The organism is Alcanivorax sp. DSM 26293 (assembly GCF_900107995.1).
GTDB lineage: Bacteria > Pseudomonadota > Gammaproteobacteria > Pseudomonadales > Alcanivoracaceae > Alcanivorax.
Genome location: NZ_FNUM01000002.1, coordinates 59,136 through 84,272, shown reverse-complemented (window position 1 = coordinate 84,272; position 25,137 = coordinate 59,136). Strand labels below are relative to the sequence as shown.

Below are 25,137 nucleotides of genomic sequence, written 5' to 3'. Positions count from 1 at the left end.
CTTGTAGCTTGTAGCTTGTAGCTTGTAGCTAGTACTCCATCCGTACCGCGTCTTCCCCGAACTGCACCCGGAGTTCCTCCACCAGTGACTCGTGGGGACTGATCTTCCAGGCATCGCCCATCCAGAAGCTGGCGGCGGCAACCGGGTGATCCAGATCCAGCAATACCGGTGTATTACCGCCCTGATACGGCGCCAGGGTCTGTTGCAGTCGCTGGGGTAGCGCTTCGCTGACCGGAACGGCCACGCGCAGACGGCGGGCGAAGGTTTCCCGGGCCTGACGCATGTCCATGATCTCATCGGCTATCAGATTGAAGCCGCCGGTGTAGTCGTCATTCCGCACGCCTCCCTTGAAGATCAGGAGCGCATCTTTTTGCACAAGGTCGCCATATTCGGCAAACGTCTTGCCGAACACCGACACCTCGACCCGACCGGTCTTGTCGTCAAGGGTCACAAACGCCATACGCTCGCCACTGCGCTTGCTGCGGGTGATGCGTAGCGCCACCACCAACCCGGCCACCGTAGCGGCCTCACCCTTTGCCGTGGGTTGCAGCGAGTTCAACCGGGCGGAGACGAACTGGCGGACTTCACTCTCGTATTGATCAATGGGGTGACCGGTAAGGAACAGGCCCAGGGTGTCCCGCTCGCCATTAAGGCGGGTGTCATCGTTCCAGGCCCGGGCCGGCTTCCACTCCACGGCGGTAGCCGGACTCTCATCCACAGCACCGAACATATCCATGATACCGGCCGCTTCGTTGCGGGCATCCTGGTCAGCGGCGGCAATGGCATCCGGCAACGTGGCCAGCAAGGTGGCCCGGTCATGGAAGCTTGCGTTCGGGCCCAGCTTGTCCAGCACCCCGGCCCGTACCATGGCTTCCAGGGAGCGGCGGTTGATCTTTTTCAGGTCGATGCGACGGCAGAAGTCGAACAGATCCTTGAAGCCGCCACCGTCAGCACGGGCGGACACGATGGCCTCAATCGGGCCCTCGCCCAGGCCCTTGATGGCACCCAACCCATAAACGATGTCGCCTTCCGGATTCACCGTGAAGCGGTAACCGCAGGAGTTCACATCCGGCGGCAACACCTGCAAGCCCATGGTCTTGCACTCGTCGATGAAGGTCACCACCTTGTCGGTGTTCTGCATATCCGCCGAGATGGTGGCGGCCATGAATTCCGCCGGATAATGGGCCTTCAGCCAGGCGGTCTGGTACGCCACCAGCGCATAGGCCGCCGAGTGGGACTTGTTGAAACCGTAGCCGGCGAATTTTTCCACCAGGTCGAAGATTTTCATGGCCAGGTCCGGGTCGACCCCCTTGCCCTTGGCTCCCTCTTCGAAGATGGCGCGCTGTTTGGCCATTTCTTCCGGTTTTTTCTTGCCCATGGCCCGGCGCAGCATGTCCGCCCCACCCAGGGTGTAGCCGGCCAGTTCCTGGGCAATCTGCATCACCTGTTCCTGATACAGGATGACCCCGTAGGAGGGTTTGAGAATCGGCTCCAGCCATTCATGCTGGTATTGCGGATCCGGGTAGGCCAGCGGTTCGCGGCCGTGTTTACGGTTGACGAAGTTGTCCACCATGCCGGATTCCAGTGGCCCCGGACGATACAGGGCCACCAGGGCGATAATGTCTTCAAAGACGTCGGGCTTGAGCTTCTTGATCAGCTCCTTCATGCCCTGACTTTCCAGCTGGAATACCGCGGTGGTATCCCCTTTCTTGAGCAGGTCGAAGCTGGGCACATCATCCAGCGGGATATGGTCGATATCGAGATCGTCCAGGCCTTCCCGGTGACGCTTCACATTGGCGGCTTTCACTGCCCAGTCGATGATGGTGAGGGTCTTCAGGCCGAGAAAATCGAACTTCACCAGCCCGGCGGATTCCACATCATCCTTGTCGTACTGGGTCACCAGGTTGGTGCCGTCTTCTTCGCAGTACAGCGGCGCAAAATCCGTCAGCTTGCCCGGCGCGATCACCACCCCCCCGGCATGCTTGCCCACGTTCCGGGTCAGGCCTTCCAGCTTGAGGGCCATCTCCCAGATTTCGTTGGCGGACTCCCGGTCAGAGTTCTCGTCACTCTCCAGGAACTCGCGCAGGGTTTCTTCCTGTTCATAGGCCTTTTCCAGGGTCATCCCCGGGGTAGGCGGGATCATCTTGGAAAGCCGGTCCGCCAGACCATAGGGTTTGCCCTGCACCCGGGCCACGTCGCGTACCACCGCCTTGGCGGCCATGGTGCCGAAGGTAATGATCTGGCTGACCGCATCGCGACCGTACTTGTCGGCCACGTAGTTGATCACCCGGTCACGCTTCTCCATGCAGAAATCCACATCGAAGTCAGGCATGGATACCCGTTCCGGGTTCAGGAAACGTTCGAACAGCAGGTCGTAGCCAATGGGATCCAGGTCGGTAATCTTGAGGGCATAGGCCACCAGGGAACCGGCACCGGAGCCCCGCCCCGGCCCCACCGGCACCTCGTTATCCTTGCCCCACTGAATGAAGTCGGCAACGATCAGAAAGTAGCCGGGAAATCCCATCTGGTTGATGATATCCAGCTCGAATTTGAGCCGGTCATCATACTCTTTGCGCTTTTCCGCATACTCCGGGTCATTCTTGTCCAGTAATACCTGGAGCCGCTCTTCCAGCCCGTCCCGGGACAGCTTCTCGAAATACTGTTCGATGGTCATGCCGTCCGGAATCGGAAAATCCGGCAGGAAATTCTCGCCCAGGCGAATATCCAGGGTGCAGCGGCGGGCAATCTCGACGGTGTTCTCCAACGCCTCCGGCAGATCGGAAAACAGCGCCACCATTTCGTCTTCGGATTTCAGATACTGCTCTTCGGAGTATTTCTTGGGGCGACGGGGATCATCTAGGGTGTTGCCGTCGTGGATACAGACCCTTGCCTCGTGGGCCTCGAAATCCTCACGGCGAATAAACCGCACATCGTTGCTGGCAACCACCGGCATCCCCAGTTCCGACGCCAGGGCGACGGTGGCATGCAGACAATCCTCGTCCCCCGGACGGGAGGTGCGCTGGACTTCCAGGTAGACACGATCACCGTAAATGGACTGCAGCCAGCTCGCCTGCTGACGGGCAAGATCGGTTTTTTCGGCCAGCAACAGCTGCCCCACTTCGCCCTGGCTGGCGGCAGACAGCACAATCAGGCCGTCATGAAGCTCTTCCAGCCACTCGGCTTTGACCAGCGCCCTGCCCCGGTCCTGGTTGGTCTGCCAGGCGCGGCTGATCAGCAAGGTGAGATTCTGGTAGCCCTGCTCATTCTGAACCAGAAAAGACAGCTTGGCCGGCTCGTCGATATGCGTGCTTTCCACCCACAGATCCGCCCCCATCAGCGGCTTGACGCCCGCCTTCATGGCGGCGGAGTAGAACTTGATCATGGCAAACAGGTTGGAGTCGTCTGTCACCGCCACCGCCGGGATGGACTGGCTGGCACAGGTCTTGATCAGTTCCTTGACCCGCACCACCCCGTCCACCAGGGAATAATCGGTGTGCAGGCGCAGGTGGACAAAACGGGGGTCACTCAATGGGGTGTTCCTCAGTCTTTCTGTATTCGTGTTATGCGCCGGTATGCCCGCAGCTTGCGTCAGGCATCGGTCCCAAGAATTCTTGCTACAGGGCCGAAAGAGCGGCGATGCTGATCCAGGGCGCCATGCTGCGACAGTGCCGCAAGGTGCACCTTGGTCGGGTATCCCTTGTGGCGGTCAAAGCCATATTGGGGGTGCAAGGCATGAAGCTGCTGCATTTCCCGATCCCGGGCCACCTTGGCCAGGATGGAGGCCGCAGAAATGGCCGGCACCCGGCCATCCCCCTTCACCACCGCCTCTGCCGGACAGGCAAAGTCGGGGACGCGATTACCGTCCACCAGCACGCCGTGCACGTCAAGAGGCAAGGCGGCTACCGCGCGCTGCATGGCCAGCAAGGTAGCATGAAAAATATTGAGCTCGTCGATTTCTTCTGGCTCGGCCCGCCCGAGGGACCAGGCCAAAGCATGAGACTTTATCTCAACTTCCAGCTGCAACCGTTTCTTTTCACTGATTTTTTTAGAGTCTGCAAGACCGGGGATCGGGCGCTGCGGGTCCAGCACCACCGCGGCGGTGACCACCGCACCCACCAGCGGGCCACGGCCGACTTCATCTACCCCGGCGACCCGCATCCCCGGCTGCCAGCGGAACACTGACGGGATAAAGGGCTCAGCCAGGGCGTACTCGGAAAACGGATCCATCAGCGCCGCTCCAGCAGCTGACTCACGGCGTCCGCGGCCTTTTCACTGGCGCCACCACGCAACTGTTCATGGACCGCCCGGAAACGGGACTTGAGGGCTGCGGCCTGATCCAGGTGATCAAACCAGTGATTGACCGATTCCACGATGGCATCGGTGGTGAGGCCATCCTGAATCAGCTCCGGGACCAGCTGTTCCCGGCAGAGCAGGTTCGGTAGCGAGACAAATTCACTTTTCACCAGACGGCGGGCAATGGCATAGGTCACCTTCCCCACCCGATAACCCACCACCATGGGCTTGCCAACCAGCAAGCCTTCCAGGGTGGCCGTGCCGGACGCCATCAGAATCACGTCTGCCGCCGCCATTACCGTGCGGCTTTGTCCGTCCACCACGGTAACCGGCAAATCCGCTGTCGACGCGAGCAACGTCTGAATCTGTTCACGGCGGGCCGCGTTGGCAGCGGGGATCACGAAGTGCAACTGCGGACGCTGAGCGTGCAGGGCCACCATGGCATCCAGGAACGCCGGCATCAGCTGCCCCACTTCCCCGCCCCGACTGCCAGGCAGAACCGCCAGGATATCCCCCTTGTCCGTCAGCCCCAGTTCGGCCCGGGCTGCAGGGGTATCGGTTTCCAGCGGTACCCGATCGGCCAGCGGGTGACCCACAAAGGCCACGGGCACCTGGTGCTGCTCATAAAAGCGAGCTTCGAAAGGCAGCAGACACAGCATCAGGTCGATGCTGCGCTTGATTCCCTTGATCCGACCCTGGCGCCAGGCCCATACCGAGGGGCTCACATAGTGGACCGTTTTCAGACCCTGGTCATGAAGGCGACGGGCAATGGGCAGGGTAAAATCCGGGGAATCGATCCCGATCACCACATCCGGCTGCTGTTCAAGCAGAAAGCCAACCAGCTGCTTGCGAAGACGCAGCAGCTCCGGCAAATGGGATATCACCTCGGTGATACCCATCACGGAGAGTTTTTCCATGGGGAACAGACTGGACAGGCCCGCAGCGGTCATTTCCTCGCCGCCCACTCCGATAAAACGGGCATCCGGGTAACGCGCCTGCAACGACTGCATCAAGCCGGCACCAAGAATATCGCCGGAGGCTTCTCCGGCGATCAGGGCAATCCTCGGAGCGTCCTTGCGCGAGCTCATCTAGCGGGTAATACCGCGCTCGGACGCCTTGAGGGAGTCGATCAGGATCTGCAGTTCGGGGGAAGCTTCCATGGCCTCCATTTCCGCGATCGCTTGCTCCTGGGTCAGACCCTGCCGATACAGTACCTTGTACGCCGTGCGCAGGGAGGCGATGGTTTCCTTCGACCAGCCACGGCGCTTCATTCCCTCGAAATTCATGCTTCGGGCATGGGCCGGGTTCCCGGAGACCATGACGTAGGCCGGAATATCCTTGATCACAAAGGAGCAGCCGGACGTCATCGCATAGGAGCCAATCTTGCAGAACTGATGGACCCCGGTCATGCCTCCCAGAATCACCCCGTTACCAACCTGGGCATGGCCAGCGATCGAGGCGTTATTGGCAAAGATGCAGTCGTTACCCACGATGCAGTCATGGGCCACGTGCACATAGGCCATCAGCAGATTACGGCTGCCGATTTTGGTCAGGGAATTGTCCTGGATCGTGCCGCGATGGATGGTCACGGATTCACGGATCACATTGTCATCGCCGATTTCCAGCCGGGTCGGCTCACCCTTGTACTTCTTGTCCTGGCACTCCTCGCCCACGGACGCGAACTGGAAGATGCGATTGTTCTTGCCGATGGTGGTCGGTCCCTTGATGACCACATGAGACTCAATGACGGTACCAGCACCAATTTTCACATCGGGGCCGATGACCGTGAAGGGGCCGACCTGCACGTCCTCTGCAAGCTCCGCGGCCGGATCGATAAGGGCGGTCGGATGTATCATGAAAGTTTCGCTTTATTCTGCTGTGAATACGGGAAGTATACGTCAAACCCGTGCGGGAATATGCCGCCCGACTCAGACCTTCTGTTCAGCTACCAGCATCTCGGCGCTGGCGACAATCTTGCCGTCGACCTTGGCCTCGCAGGCAAACTTGAGGATATTGCGTTTGGTCATGATGAACTCGGCACTGAGGTGCAGAGTATCACCCGGCACCACCCGGCGCTTGAAGCGTGCACGGTCCGTGCCCACCAACAAATAGATGTAGCCATCACCGGGCTTCTTGTTTTCGGTAACGAACCCCAGAATACCGGCAGCCTGGGCCATGGCTTCAATGATCAGCACACCCGGCATGATCGGTTCGTGGGGGAAGTGGCCATTAAAGAAAGGCTCGTTAATGGTCACGTTCTTGATCGCTTCAATACGCTTGCCTGGCTCCACGTCGAGAACCCGGTCAACCAACAAAAAAGGGTAACGATGCGGCAGGTATTCCCTGACCGCCTGAATATCCATCATCATGTGTTCCACACAGGCAAGTGCCGCAATACGCGGCCGTTAATCGCTTGAACGTTCCAGTTTGCGCACACGGCGGGCCAGATCATCAAGGTTCCGGAAGCGAGCCACGTTCCGACGATAGCGGCTCTGGGTATCCACAGGCAACGCAGAACCGTAGGTACCCGGTTCGGTGATAGAGCTGGAAACCAGTGACATGGCAAGAATCTGCACCTTGTCACATACCTCGATATGTCCGGCAATGCCGGCGGCTCCGCCAATCAGGCAGTAAGCACCGATTTTCGCTGAACCGGCAATGCCGGCTTTGCCGGCGATAGCGGTATGATTGCCGATTACCACGTTGTGAGCGACCTGGATCTGATTATCCAGAATCACCCCATCGCCGATCACGGTATCTTCAATGGCACCCCGATCCACGGTTGTTCCGGCGCCGATTTCCACATCGGCACCGATGACGACTCCGCCGACCTGGTGCAGCTTGGTCCAGCCACCGCCATTGAAGGCGAAACCGAACCCATCGCCACCAATTACACAATTGGCGTGTATGATAGTGCGCGGTCCCAGTGTGACACCATGGTAAATTGTAACATTTGACCAGATTCTGCACTGGTCACCGATCTGAGAACCGGCACCTATCACGGAATTGGCCATAATCACGGCCCCCTCGCCCACCGTCACGCCGGCATCGATCACTGCATTCGGGCCAATCGAGGCGGAAGCGGCAATCGTTGCCAGATCGTCGACCACGGCAGAGGGATGAATCCCCGGCGTTGCCACGGGTGCGGTTTCAAAAAAGGCACTGGCCCGGGCAAATGACAAGTAGGGATCTTTCACGATCAGCGCAGCCACCGGGCAGAATTCCCGCTGGGATTCAGGAATCAGCACTGCGGCAGCCCGGGTCTGCTCCAGAAAACTGCGATAACGGGGGTTGGCCAGAAACGTCAGCTGGCTGCCCGTGGCAGATTGTATTGTTCCCAGGCCATCAACCTGCTGGTCGGGGTCCCCGACCAGCTCCGCATCCAGCTGGCTGGCCAATTCGCGCAGAGTCAGCATCACTTCATCTTGTTCAGTTGCTTGGTCACCGCTTCGGTGATGTCCAGGTCCGGTTTGGTGTAGATCACAGCCTGGGCACTGACAACCAGGTCCAGATTCTCTTTCTTGGCGACCTCGGCCACGGCGCTTTGCAGTTTGGGTTCCATTTCCTGCAGCAGTTCACGCTGGGCATCGTTGGCACGCTTTTGCAGTTTGCGCTGCAGGCTCTGGATTTCGATCATTTTCTGCTGACCTTCGGTCTGCATCTGCTCCTGCTGCTCGGAAGACATGGTCATGCCTTCTTTCTGGATTTTTTCCTGCATCTTGCCCACTTCCTGGCGCAGGCTGTTAAGACGCTGTTCATCGGCGCCCAGCTCTTTTTCCAGTGCGCTCATGCGTGCTTTCACATTATCGGCAGCTTGCAGCGCACCGATGGGATCAATCACACCCACACGGCTTTCAGCCATGGCAAGCGCGGGCAGCATCACAACAAAAGCAACAATCCATTTTTTCATCATTATTAAACTCCTAAAAAGTCTGTCCCAGAGAAAATTGGAAAACTTCCGTGTCATCGCCAGTCTGGTCATTCAATGCCTTGGCGAGGTTGAAACTGAGCGGGCCGATTGCTGTCAGCCAGGTCAGACCCACCCCCACGGAAGTACGCAAGTCAGTGACATCGAAATCGGCCACAATATCACTACGTTCGGTTTCAAACACGTTGCCCGCATCGGCGAACAGGAAGGTTCGCACGCTTCGGGATTCCGGCGCAAACGGCGTCGGGAAAATCAGCTCCAGGCTGGCCTCGGTGAGCAGGTTGCCACCGATCGGATCCGGATCCGGATCACGGGTACCATTGAGAAAGAACGCCAGACCTTCTGAGCGAGGCCCCAGAGAGCGGGATTCATAACCCCTTACCGAACCAATACCGCCGGAGTAATAGTTCTCGAAGAAGGGCAATACGGCATCATCGCCATAGCCGTCCCCATAGGCCACATCCGCCCGGGTCCGCAATGTCCATCGCTGGGTAATCGGGAAGTATTTCTGACCGTTCCAGTTCAGCTTGTAGAACCCGTAGTCGGAACCCGGGACCGCAACTTCCAGCCCCACGCTGCTGGACCAGCCCCGGTCCGGCAACACACCCCGGTTTAGCGTGCTGGTCTGCAAGGAAGCATTGAATTTGTATTCGTTGAACTCGGTACCTTCCTTCTCCAGGAAGTTGAAGATATCAACGGCGACAAAATCCCCGGTGGTGATATCGGTCCTCTCGTAGGTACCCCCGAAACTCAGCCGTGAATATTCGGAAATCGGATAACCGAATGTCACTGACCCACCCAGACGGTCCGCCGCATAGGACGCCACCGTGGTCTCATCGAAATCAATTTCCGAATAGAACAAACTGAAGCCGCGACTCACCCCGTCCAGCGTGTAGTAAGGGTTGTAGTGGGAAAAGCTGTAGGAATCACGGATATCAGAGCGGCTGAGCGCAAATGACACCCGGTTGCCGGAGCCACGCCAGTTGTTCTGGGTCACGTTGGCACCAAAGATAAAGCCGGATGCATCCGAAAAGCCCACATTGGCCCCGATGGAACCGGAGGGCTGCTCTTCCACCTTGTACTCCACATCCACCAGGTCTTCGGAATTCGGTACCCGGGGCGTGTCGGCTTCCACCACACTGAAGTACCCCAGACGCTGCAGACGCTGGCGGGACAGATCCACCAGGGAGGTGTTGGCCGGCGCTTGTTCAAACTGACGCAACTCCCGGCGAAGCACTTCATCATCGGTTTTTGCATTGCCACTGAAATTGATGCGGCGCACGTAAACCTTGCGACCCGGCTCCACATAAAAGGTCACGTCGACAGTATTGTCTTCATCATTGGCGTTGTGATCGCGGCCGTTGACCTCAGCAAAGGTATAACCCTCGTTACCAAGACGACGTTTGAGCAGGTCATTGGTATAGGTGACCAGCTGCTGACTGAACACCTGCCCTTTTTTGACGATCAGTAGCGGCTCGAGTTGCTCCTCGGCCACAACCAGATCCCCGGCCAGTTTCACTTCATTCACCGTGTACTGTTCACCCTCCGCCACATTGACGGTGATAAAGACACTGCGGCGATCCGGTGTCACCGACACCTGCGTGGACTCGATGGAAAAGTTGATATAACCGCGATCAAGGTAATAGGAACGCAACCGCTCCAGGTCGCCGCTCAGTTTCTGCCGGGAATATTTGTCATCCCCCTTGATGAACGACCAGAATCCCGTGGAGTTCAGTTCGAAATCCTTGAGCAGTTCCTCATCATCGAACAGGTCGTTACCAACGATATTGATATCGCGGATGCGGGCGGCCTTCCCTTCATAAATCTCGATCTTGAGGGCCACACGGTTACGCGGCAAGGGCACGGATTCGGTCTTGATGTCGGCCCCGTAACGCCCCTGGCTCACATACTGGCGTTCCAGCTCGCCGGCAATGGCCTGCAAGGTAGAGCGCTGGAACACCTCTCCTTCGACCAGTCCCGCCTCGGTCAGCCCCTTGCGCAGGTTTTCCTCATCGATGGATTTGTTACCGGACAGATCAATACGGGCAATGCTGGGCCTTTCCGCCACGACCACGACCAGATCATCGCCATCCCGCCCCAACTGAACATCCTCGAAATTGCCGGTGGCAAACAGGCGTTGTACCGCATCCACAATCTGGTCGCGGTCCACGGTATCCCCCGCCTGAATGGGCAATTCCGCATAGACCCGTTCCACCGGCAGACGTTGCAGCCCTTCCACGCGCACATCGTGCACCTTGAACGGCAACAGGGATTCCGCGTTCGCCCAGGGAATCAGACACAGGCAGGCTACCGCCAGAAGGCCTTTCAGCAGGCGGTTTAGTTTGTCCCCAAATCTCATGAAAACTGCTTCACCAAGTCGTTGTAAATGGCCAGTAGCATAAAGCTGACAACAAGCATCAGCCCTACTCCTTGTGCGGCCATAAGAAACCGCTCCGGTAAACTGCGACCGCGGATCATTTCAATGATTCCAAAGAAAATCCAGCCGCCATCCAGCATGGGTACCGGTAACAGATTGATAATGCCGAGAGTGATACTCAGATAAGCCAGCAATGCCAGAAAACTGGCAATCCCGTAGGAGGCGCTCTCCCCGGCCACCTGGGCAATGGTAATGGGACCACCCAGATTATCCAGGGACAGTTTGCCGGTGACCAGTTTCACCAGGCTGGCCCAAACGACCTCGCACTGCTCCGCAAAGCGTTCGGAAGCCGCCAGGATGGCACCAGCCGGGCCGAATTGCTGTTGATAGATGCCGCCCATGGCCACACCGATACGGCCAAAGGTCTGCTCCCCTTCCGTGACAGTTTCCGGAGTCACGGCAAAACGCCGCAGGGCACCGTCTCTCAACACGGTGATTTCCAGTGTCTCGCCCGCGGAGGCCATGATGGCTTCCTGCCAGCTCTGCCAGCCAGCCACCGGCTCACCATTGAGGGCAACCACCTGATCCTGTGCGCGCAAACCCGCCTGATCAGCCGCACTGCCCGCCACCACTTCACCGATCAATACCGCCTGGCTGATGCCCAGCGCATCAAGAGGAAGCTGTTCCAGATCAGCCGACCAGGGGGAGGTATCCAGCTCGCGTACGGCGGTATCACCGGATGCCGTCGTCACCGTTACCGGCAGCTTTTCTTTCTCACCCAGGTGCAGAATCAGTTCGTTATAAAAGGGGCGCCAGCCTTCTACCGCGGTTCCGCCTGCCTCTTCAATCCGGTCTCCCGGCGCAAACCCAGCCTGCTCCGCCACCGTTCCGGGCGTTACCGGGCCTACGACCGCCTGCATACGACTTTGCCCGAAACTGACCATTAACAACCAGTAGATCAGCATGGCGAGGATAAAATTGAATACCGGGCCGGCAGCGTAGGTAACGACTCTCTGCCACGCAGGTTTACTGGAAAATTCACCCGGGTCCCCGGCTGCGGTTTCGTCTTCGCGGGCATCCAGGGGCTTAACATAGCCCCCCAGAGGAATGCCGCTGATCACCCATTCGGTCCCCTTCCTGTCCTTGAACCGAAACAGCTTGGGGCCAAAGCCCACGGAAAAAGTCAGCACCCGGACGCCGAAGGCTCGCATGGCCAGAAAGTGGCCCCATTCATGGAAAGCCACAATAATGACAATAGTGACGACAAAGGCCAGAATCGTCAGCATCCGCGCTCCTTGATCCACTGACAGGCGGCACTGCGTGCCTGTCGATCAATGTCCATTACCGATTCCACATCCTGACAGGCGGGAGCAGACTGGCTTTCCAGCGTGCGCGCCACCACGGCGGGAATCCCCATAAAATCCAGCCTGCCAGCCAGAAAGGCGGCAACAGCTTCCTCGTTGGCCGCATTCAATACCGCCGTGGCAGTTCCGCCTGCGCGCATGGCGTCCCGGGCCAGCCCCAGGCAGGGAAAACGCTGCAAATCCGGCGCCTCGAAGTTCAGCCCCACCAGGGTGGAAAAATCCAGTCGCTGGGCACCGGACTCCACTCGTTCCGGCCAGGACAGACCACAGGCGATGGGGGTACGCATATCCGGCGTGCCCATTTGTGCCAGTACCGAACCGTCCCGGTAGGCCACCATGGAATGGACCACGCTCTGGGGGTGCACCACCACATCGACCATCTCCGGGGACACATCGAATAACCAGCAGGCTTCGATAAATTCCAGCCCCTTGTTCATCAAGGTGGCAGAATCCACCGAGATTTTCGGTCCCATATCCCAGTTAGGGTGTTTTACCGCCTGGGCCGGTGTCACTGCGGCAAGCTCGGCGGCACTGAATTCCCGGAACGGGCCTCCGGAAGCCGTCAGCAGCAGTCTCTCAACCCCCGCGTTAACCCCTTCCGCCGGAAGGCACTGGAAAATCGCATTGTGCTCGGAATCCAGTGGCAACAACGTAGCCCCGTGACGCTTCACCGCATCCATAAACAATGAACCGGTGACGACCAGGGCTTCCTTGTTGGCCAGCAATACTCGCTTGCCACTTTCCACCGCCGCCAGCGTGGGCCTGACCCCCGCCGCGCCAACGATGGCTGCCACCACGGTATCCGCATCCGGATGCGCGGCAAGATCCGCCAGGGACTGGGGGCCGGATAACACTTCCACTTGAGACCCGGCCTCGGCCAGATGGTTCCTCAGTGACGCTGCCGCCGCCGGATCCGACATAGCCGCAAAGCGCGGCCGGACCGCCAGGCAAAGCTCCGCCATCAGCTGCCAGCGGGAGCTGGCCGTAAGGGCGAATACCTCATAGCGCTCCGGATGCCGGGCCACCACGTCCAGCGTCTGCTGGCCAATGCTGCCGGTGGCACCAAGAACGGTCAGGCGTTGTCTGCCAGAGGGTGTCACAGACTGCCTCCGGGCAGGGAAAACCAGTTGAACCCGGCCAAGGCAATGGGCATCGCCGCCGTCACACTGTCAATGCGATCCAGCATGCCGCCATGGCCCGGCAAAATGGTGCCGCTGTCCTTGAAGCCGCGCTCACGCTTGACCATGCTTTCAAACAGGTCTCCCAATGCCGATGCCAGCACCGTCATCAGGGCAACGATCATCAGCGGCAGCAGGTTGGCCTCCAGAAGTCCGGCGGCATAGACACCGGCCACCACAGCCAGGGCCAGGGCCACACCGCCGGCCAGCCCCTCAATGGTTTTGCCCGGGCTCACCAGCGGCGCCAACTTGTGTTTTCCGAAGGCACGACCGGCGAAATAGGCCCCGGTGTCCGCGGCCCATACCCAGAGCAAGATGAACATCAGTGCCCAGGGACCTGCCAGGCCCAGGGCGCCCTCGTCCTGAAGTTGCACAATCGCCGCCCAGGAAGGTACCAGCAAGAGCAGACCCACAAGAGCCATCAGGACAGGCCGGTACCAGACACGCGCATTACCGGGGTAACCGATCACCAGCACCAGCGTCAGCAACCACCAGACAGGAATGGCGTTAAGCAGCCATGCCGGGCGGTAGATCTCCGCCAGTGCCATCACCACGCCCAGACCAATGACCCAACCGCTTCGCACCGCGGCGGACACCTTCCCCATCATCGCCGCCCATTCCCAGCCGGCCATCAGGAAGAAAACCCCGGCCACCAGGGCAAAAGGCAAGCGGTCGAGGCCAAACACGGCCCCCAGCACGATGGGCAAAAGCACCAGCGCGGTAATCACGCGCAGTTTGAGCATTCTTATTCTCCTTTCAATCCGGCCACTTCCTCACCAGAGCGTCCAAAACGCCGCTGGCGGCCGGCATAGTCCTGTAAGGCGGCAGCAAAGGCGTCCGCATCAAAATCAGGCCATAAAAGCGGGGAAAAAAACAGTTCGCTGTAAGCCAGTTGCCACAGCAGAAAGTTGCTTATTCGCTGATCGCCACCCGTTCGAATCAGCAGGTCAGGCAGGGGCAGATCCGCCATGGCCACATGCTGGCCAAGGGCTTCAGACGTTATCTGATCGGCGCGCATAGCGCCCTGCTCCACCTGGGTCGCCAGCTCACGGGCAGCCTGGGCAATGTCCCACTGGCCACCGTAATTCACCGCAATCACCACCGTCATGCGCGGGTTGTCGGCAGTCAACGCTTCCGCGTCGGCCATACCGGCTTGCAGGTCCTCGGCAAAGGCACTGCGATCCCCGATAAAACGGATACGGACACCATGGCCATGCAACTCTTCCACGCGGCCTCCCAGAGCCTTGAGAAAGAGCGCCATGAGATGCTCCACTTCCGCCTGGGGACGCCGCCAGTTCTCCGAGCTGAAGGCAAACAGGGTCAGCGCTTCGATGCCGCGCTCTGCGGCAGTACGGATAATGGTCTGTACCGTGGCTTCACCGGCACGGTGTCCTTCTTCCCCCGGCAAGCCCTGCTTGCGGGCCCAGCGGTTGTTGCCGTCCATGATAATGGCCACATGCCGGGGAAGTTCGCCCTGATGGGAGTCGATATCCGGGGCGCTGGAATGAGGGTTTTCGCTGGCCATACTGCATCCGCCAATAACAAAAGCGGGCTGACATGCAGCCCGCATCCGTGAATGATGACCGGCCGTGTTATACGGTCATCAACTCCTCTTCTTTCTCTTTCAGCACGCGGTCCACTTCCACCACCATCTTGTCGGTCAGCTGCTGGATAAGCTCTTCGCCGCGACGCTCTTCGTCCTCGGAGATTTCCTTTTCCTTGAGCAATTCCTTCAGGTCGCTGTTGGCATCACGGCGAACACTGCGCAGGGAAACCCGCGCCTGCTCGGCTTCGGCACGGACCACCTTAACCAGATCCCGACGGGTTTCTTCGGTGAGCGGCGGCAGGGGCAGACGGATCAGGCTGCCGGACGTGGAGGGATTCAGACCCAGGTCAGAGGTCATGATGGCCCGCTCAATCTGCGGAATCATGCTCTTGTCGAAGGGAGAGATGGTCAGGGTACGCCCCTCTTCCACGGAGATATTGCCCAACTGCTGCAGCGGCGTCTCAGCGCCGTAGTAGTCCACGGTAATATTGTCCAGCAGACTGGGGTGGGCACGGCCGGTACGGACACGCTTGAGAGCAGTATCCAGCGCAGCCAGACTTTTCTTCATGCGGGCTTCCGCATCTTTACGAATATCGTCAATCACCGTTATTCCTCGCCTTTCTTTTCAGCTGGGTCTGGAAAGCCCCGAAATGGCCACCAGACCTTTGTAGACAACGCCCACAAGCGGGCAACACAAAACGTTCTGAACGGGCCGCCCGGAATTATCCGGCCTCCACCAGGGTTCCCTCGCTGCCACCCAGCATCAGGTTCAGCAGCGCGCCCTTCTTGTTCATATCAAACACCCGCAGCGGCATGGAGTGATCCCGGCAAAGACAGATCGCCGTCAGATCCATGACCCCAAGCTTTTTATCCAGCACCTCGTCATAGGTCAAGGTGTCGTATTTCACGGCCGCCGGATTCTTCTGCGGGTCATCATTATAGACGCCATCCACCTTGGTGGCTTTCAGCACCACATCGGCGCTGATCTCGATGCCGCGCAAACAGGCCGCAGAATCCGTCGTAAAGAAGGGGTTGCCTGTACCGGCACAGAAAATCACCACCTCGCCATTCTTGAGATGGCGATTGGCATTCCGGTGGTCATAATGTTCCACCACGCCACTCATGGGGATGGCCGACATCAGACGGGTGCGGATATTGGATCGCTCCAGGGCATCCCGCAGGGCCAAACCGTTCATCACCGTAGCCAGCATTCCCATATGGTCGCCTGCCACCCGGTCCAGGCCGGCACTTTGCAAGGCTGCACCGCGGAACAGGTTACCACCACCTACCACCAGGCCCACCTGGACCCCGATACCGACGAGCTGGCCGATTTCCAGGGAAATCGCATCCAGCACCTTGGGATCAATCCCGAAGCCTTCGTCACCCGCCAGCGCTTCCCCGCTCAGCTTGAGCAGAATACGGTTATAGCGCGGCGAGCGCTCCTTGTTCGTCGGCATGTCTTGTTCTCCACCACTCATAAGAAAGCGCCACCCATGAATACCCGCCATCATCTTGCTGTGTTACCGGCATCAGCCGGCTTTTACGCTGCACTCAATCCGCGTCGGTGTATGGCCTGCTAGCACAGTACCTCCCCGCACGATGGTTGCAAGCGGTTTTCCTTGAATCGCCTGTAACAGCCAGTCAACAGGCGAAAAAAACGCCCTGCTGATCTCGCCAGCAAGGCGTCTTTTCTCATCGATCGATGCTCAGCCCTCAGCCTTTGGCTGCGGCTTCTACCTCAGCAGCGAAATCGACTTCTTCTTTTTCAATACCTTCACCGACCACCAGACGCTCGAAAGCGACGATTTCGGCGCCAGCACCCTTCACCAGGTTGCCAACAGAGGTATTGGGATCCTTCACGAAGGGCTGATCCAGCAGGCTCACTTCCTTCAGGAACTTGTTGATCCGGCCGCCCAGCATCTTCTCAACGATTTCAGCGGGCTTGCCTTCCATGTCCGGCTGGGCACGGATGATTTCTTTCTCTTTCTCGAGAACCTCAGTGGGAACCTGGTCGCCACTGACCACCATCGGGTTTACCGCGGCAACGTGCATGGCCACATCCCGACCCAGAGCCTCATCGCCACCCTTCAGGGCAACCAGAACACCAATTTTGCCACCGTGGACATAGGCACCGATGGCACCCTCGGCTTCCAGCTTGGCAGCACGACGGATCTGGATGTTCTCACCGATCTTCTGAACCAGCGCCTGGCGGGTTTCTTCAACGGTGGAACCATCTTCCAGCTTCAACTCGCCGATTTTGGCAGCGTCGGTTTCACCAGCGGCAAGAGCGGCTTCAGCCACCTTGTTGGCAAAGCCCAGGAAGTTGTCGTCACGAGCCACGAAGTCGGTTTCTGAATTGATCTCTACCATGACAGCAACGGTGTTGTCGTCATTGGTGGCAATCACAGCGGCACCTTCAGCAGCGGTACGGCCGGCTTTCTTGGCCGCTTTGGCCTGTCCAGACTTACGCATTTCGTCGATGGCTTTTTCGATATCGCCACCCACTTCCACCAGCGCCTTCTTGCATTCCATCATGCCAAGACCGGTACGCTCGCGAAGTTCCTTAACCATTGCAGCAGTTACAGCAGCCATGATTATCCTCTCAATTTGGTAAGTTTCGGTGAGAACCTGTTCACGATCTATACGCAGCCGCGCCGGAGTCAATTTTTTCGCTAGGTCGTGATTGCGCTTGTGCTGTGTAGTGATTCTACATAAACAAGCGCAATCGCGGGCTGGCGGTAAAAGGGGCCCGGCCCTCCGGGTTGCTGCTGAAAATAGCGCCATGCTGTGTTGCGAACCTTGAACTTGACCCGTCAGGCCCTACGGTTCGCGCCTTGCCTGGCGCTATTTTCAGCGGCAACGCGGCCGCGTATAGATCGTAAACAGGTTCTAAACAGGCAGGCCCGCAGGCCTGCCTCGACGGATCAACCTTCGGCTTTCTCGCCTTCGGCCTCGTCGGCTACCTCGACGAATTCGCTTTCGCCACCGGTCTGGTTCTGGGCGTACTGCTTGCCTTCCAGAATGGTGTCGGCCGCCGCTTTCACGTACAGCTGAATCGCACGGATCGCGTCGTCGTTACCCGGGATCACGTAATCCACGCCATCCGGGTTGGAGTTGGTGTCCACCACCGCGACAACCGGAATACCCAGCTTGCGGGCTTCCTGCAGGGCGATGTCTTCGTGATCCACGTCGATCACGAACAGGGCATCGGGCAGACCGCCCATGTCCTTGATACCACCGATGGAACGCTCAAGCTTGTCCATCTCACGCTTGCGCATCAGGGCTTCTTTCTTGGTCAGCTTGTCGAAGGTGCCATCCTGGAACTGGGCTTCCAGTTCGCGATACCGCTTGATGGACTGACGGATGGTTTTCCAGTTGGTGAGCATGCCGCCCAACCAACGGTGATCCACATAGGGCATACCGCAGCGCTGAGCTTCTTCGCTCACCGCTTTCTGCGCTGCACGCTTGGTACCAACAAACAGGATCTTGTTGTTGCTGGCAGCCAGCTTGTTCAGGAACGCCATGGCGTCGTTGAACAGAGGCAGGGTCTTTTCCAGGTTGATGATGTGAATCTTGTTACGGGCGCCGAAGATGTATGCATTCATCTTCGGGTTCCAGTAACGGGTCTGGTGGCCGAAGTGCACACCGGCCTTCAGCATATCGCGCATAGTTACGCTGGACATTGTTAATACTCCACTTTGGGTTAGGCCTCCACGCCCCCGCATAAACCCAACCAGCAACCTTAAACAGGAAAGCCGGCACCCGGGGCTATGTGACGGGGCATGTGTGATTTCCTTCCCCACCCAACGGCGGTTACAATGCGGCACTTGTCGCCACAGGGCCGTCAGTGAGCGGGAAAGCGCGCGCTTTATACCACAGACACCCTTCCCGGGCAACGCCAAAGGCGCATTACCGGCGCAGAGAGCGCTGGCACACACCCGCTCAACCCACTGAAATAGCTGGAGTTTCCTCAAGTATCATGAATGTAGTCATCAAAACCCCCGAACAGATCGCCAAAATGCGCGAAGCGGGCAAACTGGCCGCCGAAGTCCTGGAAATGATCGGCGAGCACGTCAAGGCGGGGGTCACCACCGAGGAACTGGACCGCATCTGTCACGACCATATCGTCAACAAGCAGCATGCTATCCCCGCCTGTCTGGGCTATGGCGGCGCGCCGGGCCGGATTCCGTTCCCGAAATCCGTCTGCACCTCCGTGAACCACGTGGTCTGTCACGGCATTCCCAATGACCGCAAGGCCCTCAAGAACGGCGACATCATCAACATCGACGTGACGGTCATCAAGGATGGCTGGCACGGCGATACCTCCAAGATGTTCTATGTGGGTGAGCCCTCCGTACTGGCCCGCCGCCTGGTGGAAACCACCCGCGAGTGCATGCTGGCCGGCATCAAAATGGTCAAACCCGGGGCACGCCTGGGGGATATCGGCCATCGCATCCAGAAAATGGCTGAAGGCGAGCGCTTCTCAGTAGTGCGCGAGTACTGTGGCCACGGTATCGGTGAAGGCTTCCATGAAGAGCCCCAGGTGGTCCATTACGGCAAGCCTGGCACGGGTCTTGAATTGCAGGAAGGCATGGTGTTCACCATCGAACCCATGATCAATGCCGGCAAGGCGGCCAACAAGCTGCTGCCGGACAACTGGACCGTGGTCACCAAGGACCGCAAGCTGTCTGCCCAGTGGGAGCACACCATTGCCGTCACCGCCGACGGTTACGAGGTACTGACGGCCCGTAGCGAGGAAACCGATCTCTACTGACACGGTTCAGCCACCGGAGACATGCCAGCCTTATCGTGGAGCTGGCATGCCCGCAACGCCATTACAGGATCTGTATGACTCTCTCCCCCGCCCTGCCCCAGGAACATCTGTTTGAGGCCCTCCAGGAAAGCGCCCAGCCGGGCCAGTATGCCCGCCAGTACCTGGAACAGGGCCAGGAGCGCCTGAATCAGGCCTTCGAAGACACAGACATCACCGAGCTGGTCCGCGCCCGGGCAGAACTGGTGGACCAGGTGATGGTCGCCGCCTGGTCCCTGTTCGGGCTGGCAGACCGTGATGACCTGTCTCTGGTCGCGGTGGGCGGCTATGGCCGGGCCGAGCTGCACCCCTGCTCCGATGTGGATGTCCTGGTGTTGATGGCCGAAGCCCCGGATCAGAGCCTCCGGGACAGCCTGGAACGCTTTGTCGCGTTTCTCTGGGACATGGGCCTGGAAATCGGCCATGCAGTGCGCACCCTGGATGAGTGCGTGGAGCTGGCCCGGGAAGACATCACCGTTGCCACCAACATCATGGAAGCGCGCACCCTGGGCGGTAACGACAGCCTTCGCGAACAGCTGGAAGAACGCACCGGTCCGGAACATATGTGGGACTCCGCGGCATTCTTTGCGGCCAAATGGCAGGAACAGGTTGCCCGACACAAGCGCTTCAATGACACCGAATACAACCTGGAACCGGATCTGAAGAATGCGCCGGGCGGCCTGCGTGATGTGCAGATGATCGCCTGGGTGGCCAAACGACACTTCAATGCCGACAGCCTTGAAGCCCTGGTGGATGTGGGTTTTCTCACTGCCGAAGAGTATGGCGTGTTGCGCAAGTGCCTGGATTATCTCTGGGAAGTACGCTGGCAGTTGCATGTCCACACCGAGCGCAACGAAAACCGGCTGCTGTTCGATCACCAGCGCCAGCTCGCCACCCGTCTGGGCCACGAGGATTCCAACGCCAACCTGGCGGTGGAACATTTCATGAAAGGCTTCTACCGGGTAGCACTGGCCCTGTCGGTACTCAACGAAATGCTGCTGCAGCTGTTCGATGAGGTAATCCTGCACAACGAAAAGCCGGACCAGGTGCGACCACTGAACCGGCGCTTCCAGGTGCGCAACGATTACCTGGAAGTGACCAGCCCGGACGTCTTCGAGAAACACCCCAGCGCCCTGCTGGAAGCCTTTGTGTTGATGGCCCAGAACCCGGAATTGAAAGGGATTCGGGCCGCCACGGTGCGGGCACTGATTTATCATCGCCGGCAGATCAATGATGCCTTCCGCAGCAACCCGGAAAACACCGACCTTTTCATGCAGTTGCTGCGCAGCCCCCATGCCCTGTTCTCGCAGCTGCGGCGCATGAAACGCTACGGCATCCTCGGCAAATACCTGCCGGAGTTCGGCGGCATCATCGGCATGATGCAGTACGACCTGTTCCACATTTACACCGTGGATGCCCATACCCTGCTGGTGATCAAGAATATGCGCCGGTTGCGCTATGAGGACCTGCGCGAGGAATTCCCCCTGGCCAGCGAGGTGTTCTACCGCCTGCCCAAGCCGGAACTGCTCTACACCGCCGGGCTTTACCACGATATCGCCAAGGGCCGCGGCGGCGACCATTCCGAACTGGGCGCGGAAGACGCCATTGCCTTCTGCCAGCGCCATGGACTGACCGCCTGGGACGGCAAGCTGGTGGCCTGGCTGGTAAGAAACCACCTGACCATGAGCGTGACCGCCCAGCGCAAGGACATCTCCGACCCGGATGTGGTCTACGAATTTGCCCGCAAGGTCGGCGACCTGGTCCACCTGGATTATCTCTATGTGCTGACCGTGGCGGATATCAACGCCACCAACCCCACCCTGTGGAACTCCTGGCGGGCCTCCCTGCTGCGTCAGCTCTACACGGAAACCAAGCGCGCCCTGCGCCGGGGTCTCAACAATCCGGTGGAGAAACAGGACTGGATCGACGAAACCCGCGATGCCGCCATGAAGATGCTCACCGAGCGGGATCACGATCCCAGAGCCATCGAATCCCTGTGGGCGAACATTGGTGACGAATACTTTCTGCGCGAGACACCCCGGGACATCGCCTGGCATACCGAAGCCCTGCTGGACCGGGAAGATCCGGACGACCCATTGGTGCTGATTCGGGAGTCCAGTCAGAGCGTGCTGGCGGGAGGGTCGCAGATCTTTATCTACACCCCGGACACCCGCAACCTGTTCAGCGCCACGGTGAACGCCCTGGACACCCTGGGCCTGACCATCATGGACGCACGGATCATCACCAGTGCCGACGGCTTCAGTCTGGATACCTACATCGTTCTGGACGAGCATGGCACCCCCATTGGCGAAGACTGGCCGCGCATCGAACAGATTCGTAAAACGCTCACCGAAACCCTGAAACACCCGGAACGTTTCTCCTCCACGGTGAGCCGGCGCATGCCGCGTCGACACAAACATTTCGATGTGCCCACCCAGGTGGTGATCAGCAACGACATCGTCAACGATCGCACCGCCGTAGACATCCAGACCCTGGATCGCCCCGGCCTGCTGGCGCATATCGGCCGCATCTTCATGCGCTTCGAACTGCTGGTACAAAATGCCCGCATTGCCACCCTGGGCGAGCGCGCAGAAGACGTCTTTTTCATTACCGATCTTGATGGTGAGCCGGTTTCCGACCCGGCCCTGTGTCAGCAACTGCAGGAAACCCTCATCAAAGAGCTCGACGACAAGAACAACGGAAACTCCTGACCCTATGAACCCAGATCTGGAACGGTTGCACCCTTACCCGTTTGAAAAACTGAAGCTCCTGTTCAAGGACTTGCCGGGCTCGGACAAGTCCCCCATTGCCCTGTCCATTGGCGAACCGAAACATCCTTCACCGGACTTCGTGCAAGAGGTATTGCGCGACAACACTGCCCTGCTGTCGCGTTACCCGACCACCGCCGGCATTCCGGAGCTGAGCGACGCCATTGCGACCTGGCTGAAGCGCCGCTTCCATCTCAATAGCGTGGATGCCAGCAGCCAGGTACTCCCGGTGAATGGCACCCGGGAGGCGCTGTTTGCCTTCACCCAAGCGGTCATCGATCGCCAGCGTCAGCCGCTGGTGCTGATGCCCAATCCCTTCTACCAGATCTATGAAGGTGCCACCCTGTTGGCCGGTGGCGAACCCGTGTATCTGCCCTGCACCGATGACACCGGCCTGCAGCCGGATTTCGATGCCGTCAGCGAAGACACCTGGATTCGCACCCAGCTGCTGTTTATCTGCACCCCCGGTAACCCCACCGGGGCCACCCTGACCAAGGCCCAGCTCAAGGCCCTGATACAGCTGGCCGACAAGTACGATTTCGTGATCGCCTCGGACGAGTGCTATTCGGAAATCTACCGGGACAAGCCCCCCGCCGGCCTGCTTCAGGCCTGTGCGGAACTGGGCCGGGATGACTACCGCCGTTGCGTGGTGTTTCATTCCCTGTCCAAACGCTCCAACCTGCCGGGGCTGCGCTCCGGTTTCGTGGCCGGTGACAGCGAAATCCTCAAGGGTTTCCTGCGCTACCGCACCTACCATGGCTGCGCCATGCCGATGCATCATCAGCTGGCCAGCATCGCAGCCTGGAATGATGAAACCCACGTGGAAACGAACCGGGCCCTGTACCGGGAAAAATTCGACGCGGTACTGGACATTCTCGGTGGCGCTCTTAAGGTATCCGCCCCGGCAGCGGGCTTCTACCTGTGGCCGAAGACACCGATTTCCGATGAGGAATTCGCCCAGCGCCTGCAAGCTGAACAGAATGTGACCGTCCTTCCCGGCCGCTACCTGTCACGCACGGTGAATGGCAAGAACCCGGGCAAGAACCGGGTTCGCATGGCGCTGGTGGCACCACTGGAAGAATGTGTGGAAGGGGCGAAACGGATCAAGGCGTTGCTGGATACGCTGTAACATCGCCGCAGGCGCGGTGCTGACAGCAAGGAGACAAGCGTTTCGAGTTACGAGAAGCGAGTTTCGAAGGTCAAAAACGTAAAACCAGCATTGTTTTAAGGTTTTCGCAACTCGAAACTCGTGACTCGCCACCCGGTCTGATTCGCGCCGCCAGCGACGCTCCTACAGAAAGCGTTAGAAGGAACCGACATGGAACTGACCCTCTTCGGTATCAAGAACTGCAATACCATGAAGAAAGCCATGAAGTGGCTGGACGACAACGGTATCGTCTATCACTTCCATGACTACAAAAAGGAAGGCGTGCCTGAGCAACGTCTTCGTCAGTGGCTGGAAGCACTGGGCTGGGAAACCGTGATCAACAAACGCGGCACCACCTGGAAAAAGCTGGATGATGCGGTCCAGGAATCCATGAACACGGAAAAGGCGATTACCGTAGCGACGGAGAATCCGTCCATCATCAAACGCCCGATTCTGCAGAACGACGATTTCATCCTCGCCGGTTTCAAGGCCGACGAGTGGAAAGACACATTGAATTAAGCGTCAGACGCCTGTCGTTCGACGCATTGAAGAGAGGACACCATGAGCAACTTTTTCGCCATCGCCCTGGGCTGCGGCACCAAGAACCGCAACGACAACTGGCTGGAAGTGTTTTACCCGGATCCGGCCATCAACCCGGATAACAAACTGGTGGAAGTGATCCGCGAGGAACTGGGTTATCAAGGTGGCAATGCCGCCATCGAACTGACCCACCGTCAGGTGCAGCACATTGCCCGCGAATGGCGTGAAGCCGGCTTTGAACATGAAGCCAGCTATGCGGTGGCGTTCCAGGAATCCGATCGTCCTGTGGTTCTCACCGTGCTGGAAACCGATGCGGAGCCGGCGTCCACCCCGGAGGCCTACCTGAAACTGCAGCTGATCTCCCACCGTCTGGTAAAGCCTCACGGCGTCAATCTCTCCGGCATGTTCCCGCTGCTGCCCAACGTGGCCTGGACCAACGAAGGTGCCGTGGATCTGGACGAACTGCCCGAGCGTCAGCTGCTGGCCCGCCTTAACGGCAAGGTGCTGGAAGTGAACAGCGTGGACAAGTTCCCCAAGATGACGGACTACGTGGTGCCCAAGGGCGTACGGATTGCCGACACGGCACGGGTGCGTCTGGGCGCCTATGTGGGCGAAGGCACCACCATCATGCACGAAGGCTTTATCAACTTTAACGCCGGCACCGAAGGCCCGGGCATGATCGAAGGCCGTATTTCCGCCGGCGTGTTCGTGGGCAAAGGCTCCGACATTGGCGGCGGCGCCTCCACCATGGGCACCCTGTCCGGCGGCGGCAACATCATCATCTCCCTGGGCGAAGGCTGCCTGCTGGGCGCCAATGCCGGTACCGGTATCCCGCTGGGAGACCGCTGCACCATCGAAGCCGGCCTGTACATCACCTCCGGTTCCAAGGTGCAGTTGCTGGACGACAAGGGCGAGATTGTGGACACCGTCAAGGCCCGCGATCTGGCTGGCCAGTCCGACCTGCTGTTCCGCCGCAACACCACCAATGGTGCGGTGCAGTGCCTGACCAACAAGAGCGCCATCGCCCTGAACGAAGAGCTGCACAAACACAACTGAGGCTCCAAGCCCCCGACCGGGCCACCTGTAGGAGCACCTCTCGAGGTGCGAACCAAGGCCAGAAGCGAGTAACGAGGCACGAGTTGCGAAAATCAAAACCGGTTTTGCCGTTCGCTTCTCGTAACTCGTG

The 25,137-nt window shown here is 59.1% G+C and carries 21 protein-coding genes; 5 read left to right on the top strand and 16 right to left on the bottom strand.

The annotated features are described in order from the left end of the window. Positions 1–28: 28 nt before the first annotated feature. The 16 genes from dnaE to rpsB form a co-directional block, all read right to left on the bottom strand. On the bottom strand, positions 29–3,529 hold the full coding sequence (gene dnaE / locus C4S63_RS03920; protein WP_103916769.1) for a DNA polymerase III subunit alpha: 3,501 nt from the start codon (positions 3,527–3,529) through the stop codon (positions 29–31). Positions 3,530–3,588: 59 nt separating this feature from the next. Then, entirely contained in the window at positions 3,589–4,227 is a 639-nt protein-coding gene (gene rnhB, locus C4S63_RS03915) for a ribonuclease HII (RefSeq protein ID WP_082810932.1), read from the bottom strand. Then, positions 4,227–5,381: a lipid-A-disaccharide synthase gene (gene lpxB, locus C4S63_RS03910; protein ID WP_103916768.1), complete on the bottom strand. Its 1,155-nt coding sequence runs from the start codon at positions 5,379–5,381 to the stop codon at positions 4,227–4,229. The genes rnhB and lpxB overlap by 1 nt, the downstream gene beginning before the upstream one ends. After that, positions 5,382–6,149, bottom strand: coding sequence for an acyl-ACP--UDP-N-acetylglucosamine O-acyltransferase (gene lpxA / locus C4S63_RS03905; RefSeq protein WP_103916767.1), 768 nt, complete (start codon positions 6,147–6,149; stop codon positions 5,382–5,384). 72 nt (positions 6,150–6,221) lie between these two features. Beyond that, positions 6,222–6,662: a 3-hydroxyacyl-ACP dehydratase FabZ gene (gene fabZ / locus C4S63_RS03900; protein ID WP_062817774.1), complete on the bottom strand. Its 441-nt coding sequence runs from the start codon at positions 6,660–6,662 to the stop codon at positions 6,222–6,224. Between the two features lie 36 nt (positions 6,663–6,698). Continuing rightward, entirely contained in the window at positions 6,699–7,709 is a 1,011-nt protein-coding gene (lpxD, locus tag C4S63_RS03895; RefSeq protein WP_103916766.1) for a UDP-3-O-(3-hydroxymyristoyl)glucosamine N-acyltransferase, read from the bottom strand. After that, positions 7,709–8,206, bottom strand: a complete 498-nt coding sequence (locus C4S63_RS03890) for an OmpH family outer membrane protein (protein ID WP_062817772.1) — start codon at positions 8,204–8,206, stop codon at positions 7,709–7,711. Before C4S63_RS03890 ends, lpxD begins: the two co-directional genes overlap by 1 nt. Positions 8,207–8,216: 10 nt before the next feature. Further along, the gene (gene bamA, locus C4S63_RS03885; protein WP_062817771.1) at positions 8,217–10,580 is read right to left on the bottom strand and encodes an outer membrane protein assembly factor BamA; all 2,364 of its coding nucleotides are present in this window, start codon (positions 10,578–10,580) and stop codon (positions 8,217–8,219) included. After that, positions 10,577–11,884 carry an RIP metalloprotease RseP gene (gene rseP, locus C4S63_RS03880; protein WP_103916765.1) on the bottom strand — a complete coding sequence of 436 codons (1,308 nt, stop codon included), beginning with the start codon at positions 11,882–11,884 and terminating at the stop codon, positions 10,577–10,579. The genes bamA and rseP overlap by 4 nt, the downstream gene beginning before the upstream one ends. Beyond that, positions 11,878–13,062 carry a 1-deoxy-D-xylulose-5-phosphate reductoisomerase gene (gene ispC, locus C4S63_RS03875; protein WP_197463373.1) on the bottom strand — a complete coding sequence of 395 codons (1,185 nt, stop codon included), beginning with the start codon at positions 13,060–13,062 and terminating at the stop codon, positions 11,878–11,880. Before ispC ends, rseP begins: the two co-directional genes overlap by 7 nt. Continuing rightward, positions 13,059–13,883 carry a phosphatidate cytidylyltransferase gene (locus C4S63_RS03870; RefSeq protein WP_103916764.1) on the bottom strand — a complete coding sequence of 275 codons (825 nt, stop codon included), beginning with the start codon at positions 13,881–13,883 and terminating at the stop codon, positions 13,059–13,061. The genes ispC and C4S63_RS03870 overlap by 4 nt, the downstream gene beginning before the upstream one ends. Before the next feature lie 2 nt (positions 13,884–13,885). Then, on the bottom strand, positions 13,886–14,665 hold the full coding sequence (gene uppS, locus C4S63_RS03865) for a polyprenyl diphosphate synthase (protein WP_062817767.1): 780 nt from the start codon (positions 14,663–14,665) through the stop codon (positions 13,886–13,888). Between the two features lie 67 nt (positions 14,666–14,732). Then, a complete protein-coding gene (frr, locus tag C4S63_RS03860) occupies positions 14,733–15,290 on the bottom strand; it encodes a ribosome recycling factor (RefSeq protein WP_062817766.1) in 558 nt (185 codons plus the stop codon). A gap of 118 nt (positions 15,291–15,408) precedes the next feature. Further along, entirely contained in the window at positions 15,409–16,143 is a 735-nt protein-coding gene (gene pyrH / locus C4S63_RS03855) for a UMP kinase (RefSeq protein ID WP_062817765.1), read from the bottom strand. Between the two features lie 256 nt (positions 16,144–16,399). Beyond that, complete coding sequence (tsf, locus tag C4S63_RS03850) at positions 16,400–17,278, bottom strand: translation elongation factor Ts (RefSeq protein ID WP_062817764.1); 879 nt, start codon at positions 17,276–17,278, stop codon at positions 16,400–16,402. A gap of 332 nt (positions 17,279–17,610) precedes the next feature. After that, positions 17,611–18,369 (bottom strand): 30S ribosomal protein S2, encoded by a 759-nt coding sequence (gene rpsB / locus C4S63_RS03845; RefSeq protein WP_062817763.1) that lies wholly within the window; start codon positions 18,367–18,369, stop codon positions 17,611–17,613. A 293-nt stretch (positions 18,370–18,662) separates the two neighbouring features. Here rpsB and map point away from each other — a divergent pair, with 293 nt between their 5' ends. From map to dapD, 5 genes are all read left to right on the top strand, one after another. Beyond that, positions 18,663–19,460 carry a type I methionyl aminopeptidase gene (gene map / locus C4S63_RS03840; protein ID WP_255357641.1) on the top strand — a complete coding sequence of 266 codons (798 nt, stop codon included), beginning with the start codon at positions 18,663–18,665 and terminating at the stop codon, positions 19,458–19,460. 74 nt (positions 19,461–19,534) lie between these two features. After that, positions 19,535–22,207 (top strand): [protein-PII] uridylyltransferase, encoded by a 2,673-nt coding sequence (locus C4S63_RS03835; RefSeq protein WP_103916763.1) that lies wholly within the window; start codon positions 19,535–19,537, stop codon positions 22,205–22,207. Positions 22,208–22,211: 4 nt separating this feature from the next. Then, entirely contained in the window at positions 22,212–23,393 is a 1,182-nt protein-coding gene (gene dapC, locus C4S63_RS03830) for a succinyldiaminopimelate transaminase (protein WP_103916762.1), read from the top strand. A gap of 189 nt (positions 23,394–23,582) precedes the next feature. Next, complete coding sequence (locus C4S63_RS03825) at positions 23,583–23,930, top strand: ArsC family reductase (protein ID WP_103916761.1); 348 nt, start codon at positions 23,583–23,585, stop codon at positions 23,928–23,930. Between the two features lie 42 nt (positions 23,931–23,972). Next, positions 23,973–25,007: a 2,3,4,5-tetrahydropyridine-2,6-dicarboxylate N-succinyltransferase gene (gene dapD, locus C4S63_RS03820; RefSeq protein ID WP_062817759.1), complete on the top strand. Its 1,035-nt coding sequence runs from the start codon at positions 23,973–23,975 to the stop codon at positions 25,005–25,007. Positions 25,008–25,137: the final 130 nt, after the last annotated feature.